Below are 8,224 nucleotides of genomic sequence, written 5' to 3'. Positions count from 1 at the left end.
ACCTTTTTCAGGAAGGGACAAATGGATGTTTTGGAGCAGTTTTTGGCAGCTACCAGATCCATATCTGCTTTTAATCAGATTCGGACGCTGTTTTACCGAAAGCCGTCTATACACCGCTTCTGCACCGCCTATTTCCCGTCCCTGACCCGGGAAATGGACGGTGCAGGGACTTTGCAACTGCGGTGCAGGGACAAGAAAGTTTATAACAAGGTCCGAACAAGGTTAAAACAAAGTACGAATCAGATCCAAATAGCTTTACTGTATTTTTTGTTGAATTTGAAGCAAAATAGGACTTTCAGATTGGCTAAGAGTGTACCGTTAGTGTACGGGTTATTCACGGGGAGTGTACCAATCCTGTACCGAGAGGGTACGGAGAAGCTACTGAGAAGGTACCAAAGAGCTACTAAAGCCAGTAGCTTGGCTAATGATCTGCAGGCGGAGCCTAGACCAGCACGGGAACACGGTTGTTTAGGTATCTCCCAAGCATGCGTAGTGCATATGCTAAGTAATGGTCAAGCATGGATAGTGCGTAAAACGGTACCTGTTGATACACGATCCATGCACTATCAACGCTCTATCTATGCTTCATCTATACTTGATCGATGCCTGAAGAATGCTTCGTTTCAAATAAGAGCTTTTAAGAGATTTAATTTATTTAGCCAGGTGTATGGGTGGTTTTGCATTAATAATGCACCAAACCTCTTTAAATCAAGTTTAAATCAATCGCTTGCCACTGGTATTGATGCTATTATTCAACATACTCATTCTAAGATAATGAATATAGGAAGGGCTTTTTCTTTATTGGTACTTATGTTTTTCAATTTTCTTGATTGTGTTTTAACGGAATTGAAGAGTATCAGGACTTACTCGCTATTAGTCCTGATGTTTTCTATGTTTAGTTTATCAGCTCAGACGCCCCGCAAGGACAGCGGGGCTGATGGGTTATCTCATCTTATTCCTCTAAACCCTGGTGACAAGATCCCCGATGCTGTTTGGGACCAAACATTGGAGCTCAACTATTTTGATGGTAAAAAGAAAACAATCAAGTTTTCAGATCTGAAAGGAAAGCTGATCATATTGGATTTTTGGTCTACAGGATGCCCAGCTTGTATTGTAGGAATGCCAAAGTTTGAATTGATACAAAACCGTTTTGATCAGGATGCAATTGTAATTTTTGTAAACAGTAAGCGCAATAAAGATACACCTGAGAAGATAAAAGCAAGGTTCAAAAAATATAAAGCTGACCATAATTATTCTCCATCGTTACCAACACTATTGGATGATACTATTTTTACAGCACTGTTTGAGCATAACTCCATTCCGCGTTCAGCTATTATAAATAAAAGGGGTGAATTTATAGGAACATCTTATAGTGATAATCTTTCAGACAGAAATATCAGCAAAATGATCAAAGATGGTACATTACCATTTCAGAGCATGGGTAATATTATAAATATTAAATTCGAAAATATCCCATTATTGGCTGATACTGCAGGATTTGACTATATGTCGGTACTCTCAGGTTTTAGGGTAAATTACAATCCTATCTATCCAAATGTACATTATATTAATGGGCAGACCCTTTATCAAGTTGGTAATTATGCCTTGAGATTGATGTACCAGCATGCTTTTTTGGATGAAATAAAAGATTCTGAATCAAAAAACTACGTGTTTGATCCAAGTGTGGATGAAATGTCTATCAAGAAATTATTTGACTTACAGAATCAAAAATACTGGTACCAGTATTTTTCAAAGGATTCGGTAGACGAGCAAGGTGTGCACGAGCATTTTCGAAAATCACTTATTGACAATTTCCATTTGGATGTAGTAAGAAAAAATGAAGAAATAGGAGTGTATAATCTTAAAATAGATCGCCATGATAATGCGCTGTTAACGAAAGGAGGTATGCCCATATTTTGGGTATATGAAGGTAATAGGAATCTGGTTATACAGAATACAAACCTCAATGGTATTGCAAATTTCTTAAGACCGTATCTGGACCAACCGATCGTAATTGAAGATCCTTACGGTCAGCATGTGGACCTTATTTTGCCAGGAAATTTTATTGACCTAACTGTTTCTGAAAGGATTGCTCTACTGAAATTAAAAGGCATTATCCTCAACTACTAAAAGCGAAAAATGGAGTTTCCTTACTTTTATTTAGCCTCCAAATAGTAAATCTAGATTATGAATAAAAATATTTTTATACTGATTCTGAGCCTGGTAAGCTTTCAAAGCATGGCGCAGAAAAAAAATTGGGTACAGGGTATAATTTTTTCAAAAAGTTCAGATAAAGGATTAGTGGGTGCATCTATTAAAAATCATACCCTGAATAATTATGCTGTCAGTACACTTGAAGGGAAGTTTTCAACAGAGATCAGTATGTGGAATGATTCCTTGACGATCTCATGTATAGGATATCTAGACAGAACGATCACGGCTTCTTATTTTCAAAATGAAAGTATATTGGAAATGGAACCAAAGATAAATTATCTGGATGAAGCTGTGGTTAATACCGGTTATCAGACTTTAAAATCCAATGAGGTTACAGGGGCTGTTGATGTGCTGGATGAGAAGATGTTGAATCAACAGGTGGGGACCAGTATCCTCCAACGTCTGAATAATATAACTACTGCCATTCGCTTTGATAATCAGGCAATCCAGAATACAGATTTACAGAAACTTAATATTTCAGTTAGAGGATTAAGTACCATTAATGGAAATCTCGATCCTTTAATTGTATTGGATGGTTTTATCTATGAAGGTAATATGGATAATATTGACCCGAACGGCATTGCAAGTGTTTCCATATTAAAAGATGCTGCTGCAAGTGCAATCTGGGGGGCACGTGCTGGAAATGGGGTTATCGTGATTACCTCTAAAAAGGGAGTATATAACACAGAGTCAAAAACAGAGATATCAGTGTCTTCTAATCTGATCTGGAAGCAAAAACCTAATCTGCATGAGTTGTATCAATTGGACAATAGGAATTTTATTGAAGTTGAAAATTTTTTATTTGACAAAGGTTACTATACTTCTAATTTACAATATATGCCACATCTCGCTGTCACACCTGTGATTGATATATTAGATAGAAGAAAGCGTAACTTGATTACCCCTTTAGATTCGACACAGGCTATGGATCTGCTGTTAATGCAGGATGGCAGAGGTAATTTTATGGACGCATTCTACCAGGTTCCATTTGTCAATCAGCATAGCTTGAACATCAGGGGTGGGAGCAACCGTTATACGTATTCTTTTGGAGCAGGCTACACAGGAAATAAATCTGAGCTTGACGATTTTAATAGAAAGCTGAATATCCAGCTTTCCAATAGTTTTAGGCCAACTGACAATATACAGATTGATCTGAATGTACTCTATACCAATCAACATAGCAATATCGGGAGACCGGACTATGGCGCATTAACTTACAATGGTAAAAAGGTTCCGTATGATCTTTTTTTTGACGAAATAGGAAATGAGATTCCTTTTGAAAAAGATTATAGAAAAATTTATTTAGCTGATAAGTTTAGTAGAGGTTATTTGGACTGGAACTATTATCCGCTCTCCGAAAACAAGTATGCCCAAAAGAATTCTTTGGCAAATGACTGGTTCTCTAGTCTCAATCTCAAATATAAGTTATTTACATTTTTAAACTTAAATGTAGGCGGTCAATTTCAGAATCAACAAATATTAACGGATGATCTGAGTACTGTACAAAGCTATGATGCGCGCAGGCTGATCAATCAATATACGACGATCGGGACTGAAAATATGGCTTCTGTATATAATATTCCTGTGGGAGGAATCAAACGAAATAATTTAGGGGATACTAAAAGCTATACTCTACGGGCACAAGCTGATCTTAATAAAAAAATAGGTTCGCATCATTTGATAGGTATTCTTGGTGCCGAAATCAGGGAGCATAAGGCGACCGGTAGTTCATATACTGCCTATGGCTATCATGATTTGCCTCTTTCCAGCAGTCCTGTAGATTTTACCCGTAGGTTTACATTGGTACCGGACCTATCGAGCAGAAGTATACCTGGAGCTCCGCAATTTTATAAAAACTTGAATCGCTTTGTCTCGATGTACAGCAATTTGACTGATAAATTTTTAGATAAGTACGCACTGTCTCTAAGCATCAGAAGAGATGGTGCAAATATCTTTGGTGCAAATGCTAATGATAAATGGTCTCCATTATGGTCTGTAGGTACTTCTTGGGATGTATCTAAGGAAAGTTTTTTTAAGATAAAAGTGATAGACTTTATGAAAATGCGAGCCACTTATGGATTGAGCGGTAATGTGGACCTAAGAAGGTCGCCAGATCCCATTGCTTATGTTGGGGTTGCTAATTATAGTAATTACCCCATGCTTCAGATCAGTAATCTCAACGATCCTAGTTTACGATGGGAAAAAGTTGGAACCACAAATATAGGTGTCGATCTCGGTGTTCTAAAATCAAGGATTTCAGCACGGATCGACTATTATATCAAAAACGGTAAAGATCTTTATGGGCAAACAGAATATGATTATACGACTTGGGGAAAACAGGGAACTATAGTAAAGAATGTTGCTTCTATGGTAGGAAAGGGGATGGATATCGAGATCAATTCGAAAAATCTAACTGGAAAATTTTCTTGGGATAGCAGGTTGTTAGTCAGCATAAACAGAAATAAGACTACTTCCTATTTTGATAAAAATAAGGGTAGCATCAGTTCATTTCTAAGTGCAGGAAATACAATTACACCAATTGTTGGAAAACCATTGAACGCTTTGGCAGCATATAAATGGATGGGTTTAAATAATCAGGGAGAGGGGCAAGGAGTTTTGAATGGTGAGCTGAGTACAGATTATAATGCGATCCGCAATGCCGCGAATGCCGGTAATGCGGATAGTGAAAGTGTGTTGTACATTGGATCGAGCAAACCGCAGGTATTTGGAAACATCATCAATACGTTTGGTTGGAAATCCTTGTCGCTTTCCTTAAATATGAGTTACAAAGCTGATTATTATATTCGTAAACCGGTCACATCTTATTACTCTCTTTTTGCTCAAGGTACTGCGTATCCTGATTTTGAAGACCGTTGGCAACAAGCCGGTGATGAGTCCAGCACTCATGTACCGGGTATGAGGTATCCATTAGTATCAGGTTCTGATGAGTTTTATCAAAATTCAGATATTAATGTTTATAAAGGAGACCATTTGCGTTTGGAGTATATAAATGCATCGTGGCGTAAGTCGTGTATTATTGGCGGACGAAAAGTAGATATAGGATTATCTTTCAATGCTTCAAACCTTGGAGTTATATGGAAATCAAATAAGATTGGCTTTGATCCTGAATTTCCTTATAGATTGTCACAACCTAAAACATATTCCCTTGGACTCAATATCTCTTATTAAAATCGCTGAAAATGACAATTTCGCCATTTTGTGCGTTTTGCAAACTCAAATTAGTTGTAGTTATAAATGAAAAAGTGAATATATATGATACTTATAAAAAATAATATAATGAAAGTGACGGTAGGATTTCTGATCCTATTGCTCGTTTCTTGTAGTAAATATTTGGATATCCAGTCCAACCATGGACTAGTGGTACCAACTAAACTTGAAGATCTGCAAAAGTTGATGGATGATACGGGTATAATGAATCTTTCCTATTCCTCATTTGGAGAGGCATCTGCCGATGATTATTATTTGAAGCAGTCGATTTTCGATAATCTGATCGACTATGCGCAAAATACCTACATCTGGAAAAATTATTACAGAAACTATCCTAATGACTGGTCTTCGGGTTACAATGCAGTCTATAATTGTAATCTTGTGCTGGATCGGCTCAGGTCTATTTCGGTAAATAGTGTAGATGAATCATTTTACAACGAAGTTAAAGGTTCGGCGCTCTTTTATAGGGCAAGTCAGTATCTGTACTTGTTGTGGACTTATGCGCCAGCATTTATAGAAGGAAAATCTGAGGATGATTTGGGTATTGTTTTACGTAATTCTTCTGATTTTAACGAGATCTCCAGTCGTTCTACTGTCGCAGCATGTTATTTAAAAATTATCGATGATTTGAATGCATGTATTGATCTTTTACCGGAGAAGTCTGCACTTACCCTACGCCCCAATCGATATGCAGCAATGGGGATGCTTGCACGTACGTATTTGTCAATGCACAACTACGATCAAGCTTTGCTTTATGCTGACAAAGTACTAAAAAAATATCCAGAACTGATGGATTACAATAACCTGTCTGAGGTAAATGTAGATGCCTCCTTTCCATTTACGATATTTAACAAGGAAACTGTATGGTATGGAGAACTGATGTCCAGTAGCAACTTGACGAGCTCTCGTGCTTTGATCGATACGCTACTATACCGATCATTTGATAGTAACGATCTTCGAAAGAAGGCGTTTTTTAAAGTTGCACCTGATGGTACAGCAACATTTAAAGGGAGTTATTCCGGTTCAGCAAAGATGTTTACCGGTATAGCTATTAATGAGATGTATTTGATACGTGCAGAGTGTAATTTGAGATTAGGCAATAGGGAAAAGGCTTTGGATGCTTTGAACTATCTGATGAAAAAACGCTACAAAACCGGAATTTTTAAACCTTACAGTTCAATTGATGAAAGGGAAGTGCTAACAATTATATTAAAAGAGCGTAGAAGAGAATTGATTTTTAGGGGCTTGCGGTGGATGGATCTAAAAAGGCTTAATGCAGAAGGTGCAGAAATTGTTATACAGAGGAATGTTAACGGAGAAATACAAACGTTGTTGCCAAACTCGAACGCCTACGCACTTCCATTGCCAGACGATATTATACGTTTGGCTGGGATAGAGCAAAATCCACAATAGAAATATTTGATAATAAAGAAGGAGCCCCTACCTTTGTCACTTACAAAAGTAGGGACGCCCTTCTCACCTTTTTTTAATCCTTATTGATTGGATTAAAAGGACTGCTACTAGATCCTCCTGTCCGGGAAGGAATATAGTTGCTACCCGTTGTGTTTGTCGCTCCAAGTTGTATTTTGGAGGGATCTAACTGATTTGAAGCATTTAGATCTGACTCATCAACAACTTGAGCACAAGCCATAACGTTTTCTGTGTTACAGTCTTGACCATTTGTGGTGGTTGTCCAACGAGATTCGTCCTGCACTTCCGTTGGACTTTGGGAATTTCCATGGAAGTAAATAGTGACAGGGCTTAATTTTTTCCCTGAATAAACCTCAGCACTTTTAAATGCTGAAAAACCGAAAATCATGGCTCCTCCTAATATCATGTAGCCATAATTGTTTAAAAATTTGGTTAGCATACTGCTATCCTCCTTTCTGTATTGCAGACCAATAACTGGTTAGTAATTGTACCGGCCTGCAAACCTTTGGTAAAAAATTGTCGGTACGGTTCTAAGTACCGATCATATGTGGACGCCAGTAAGCCTTTTAAGGGGCTCATGACGGTATTATGCTCTTGATAATATAGGCTCTCTGGTGTATGCCAATGATTTATTGCTCGGATACGGGTTTTACAATTGTAGGTATAGGAACTAATGACAAGAAAGCTGATCAACAGTAGCGCAATGCTGGTTTTACCATTTAAGCCTGTCTTGTGCGTGTGTTTAATGGAAGATTTATTTAATACCCATCCAAGTATCGATAAGGCTAGGATAACGCTGTTGATCACGAGATGGGTGTTCCAAGTGACGTTGCTCAAAAAGCTGCTGCACATGCATGGTTTCTGCTCATACACATCTAATACACCTAACGCGATATAGACTGTAAAGACTGAAATAAGTAGGATTGAAGCTTTCCAGCCCCAAGACTGTACCTTCTGTGATGGAAATGCTAACAATAAGCCTAGACTTATTTCTAATACGGGCAGTAACCAGAAAAGTACAGGTGCAAAATAGCTGATAATGGGCTGCTGGGTAAGTGCGATCTTAAAAGCATGGAGCTGCCATACTTTATCTATACCGACATAGATCCAAAAAAGGAGCATCACTATCCGTAGTAGCCCATATATTATATTGATGTTTTTATTAGTGTCAATAGCGTCAATTATTTATTTATGCTGTTTTACTATTTATGTTAAAAAACAAGGCGCCACTGTCCTTTACTCCCCGTTGTGACGGGGCGACCTGTTTAAGCGTCAGCTTCTGCTTATTCGTACGCTTCAAAACAAAGATAATATGGAAAAATGCTGACCGTAGGGGTAGTGAAAGCTTGTT

General features: G+C 37.8%; 5 protein-coding genes. 3 read left to right on the top strand and 2 right to left on the bottom strand.

Annotated elements, in window-relative coordinates; translation table 11 throughout:
- The 3 genes from B3P23_RS18355 to B3P23_RS18345 form a co-directional block, all read left to right on the top strand.
- Positions 1-2,130 (top strand): TlpA family protein disulfide reductase (locus tag B3P23_RS18355; protein ID WP_293928626.1); only part of this gene is annotated, 2,130 nt, incomplete at its 5' end.
- A gap of 108 nt (positions 2,131-2,238) precedes the next feature.
- The gene (locus B3P23_RS18350) at positions 2,239-5,403 is read left to right on the top strand and encodes a SusC/RagA family TonB-linked outer membrane protein (RefSeq protein WP_293928625.1); all 3,165 of its coding nucleotides are present in this window, start codon (positions 2,239-2,241) and stop codon (positions 5,401-5,403) included.
- A 108-nt stretch (positions 5,404-5,511) separates the two neighbouring features.
- Complete coding sequence (locus B3P23_RS18345; RefSeq protein WP_293928623.1) at positions 5,512-6,855, top strand: RagB/SusD family nutrient uptake outer membrane protein; 1,344 nt, start codon at positions 5,512-5,514, stop codon at positions 6,853-6,855.
- A 73-nt stretch (positions 6,856-6,928) separates the two neighbouring features.
- Here B3P23_RS18345 and B3P23_RS18340 read toward each other — a convergent pair whose 3' ends face one another.
- Entirely contained in the window at positions 6,929-7,279 is a 351-nt protein-coding gene (locus tag B3P23_RS18340; protein WP_248755036.1) for a hypothetical protein, read from the bottom strand.
- Between the two features lie 26 nt (positions 7,280-7,305).
- On the bottom strand, positions 7,306-8,019 hold the full coding sequence (locus B3P23_RS18335; RefSeq protein WP_349681571.1) for a MauE/DoxX family redox-associated membrane protein: 714 nt from the start codon (positions 8,017-8,019) through the stop codon (positions 7,306-7,308).
- Between the last annotated feature and the right edge of the window lie 205 nt (positions 8,020-8,224).

It is taken from the genome of Sphingobacterium sp. UBA6320 (assembly GCF_002440335.1).
In the GTDB taxonomy this organism is placed as follows: domain Bacteria; phylum Bacteroidota; class Bacteroidia; order Sphingobacteriales; family Sphingobacteriaceae; genus Sphingobacterium.
This window is presented reverse-complemented; position numbering and strand designations above follow the sequence as displayed.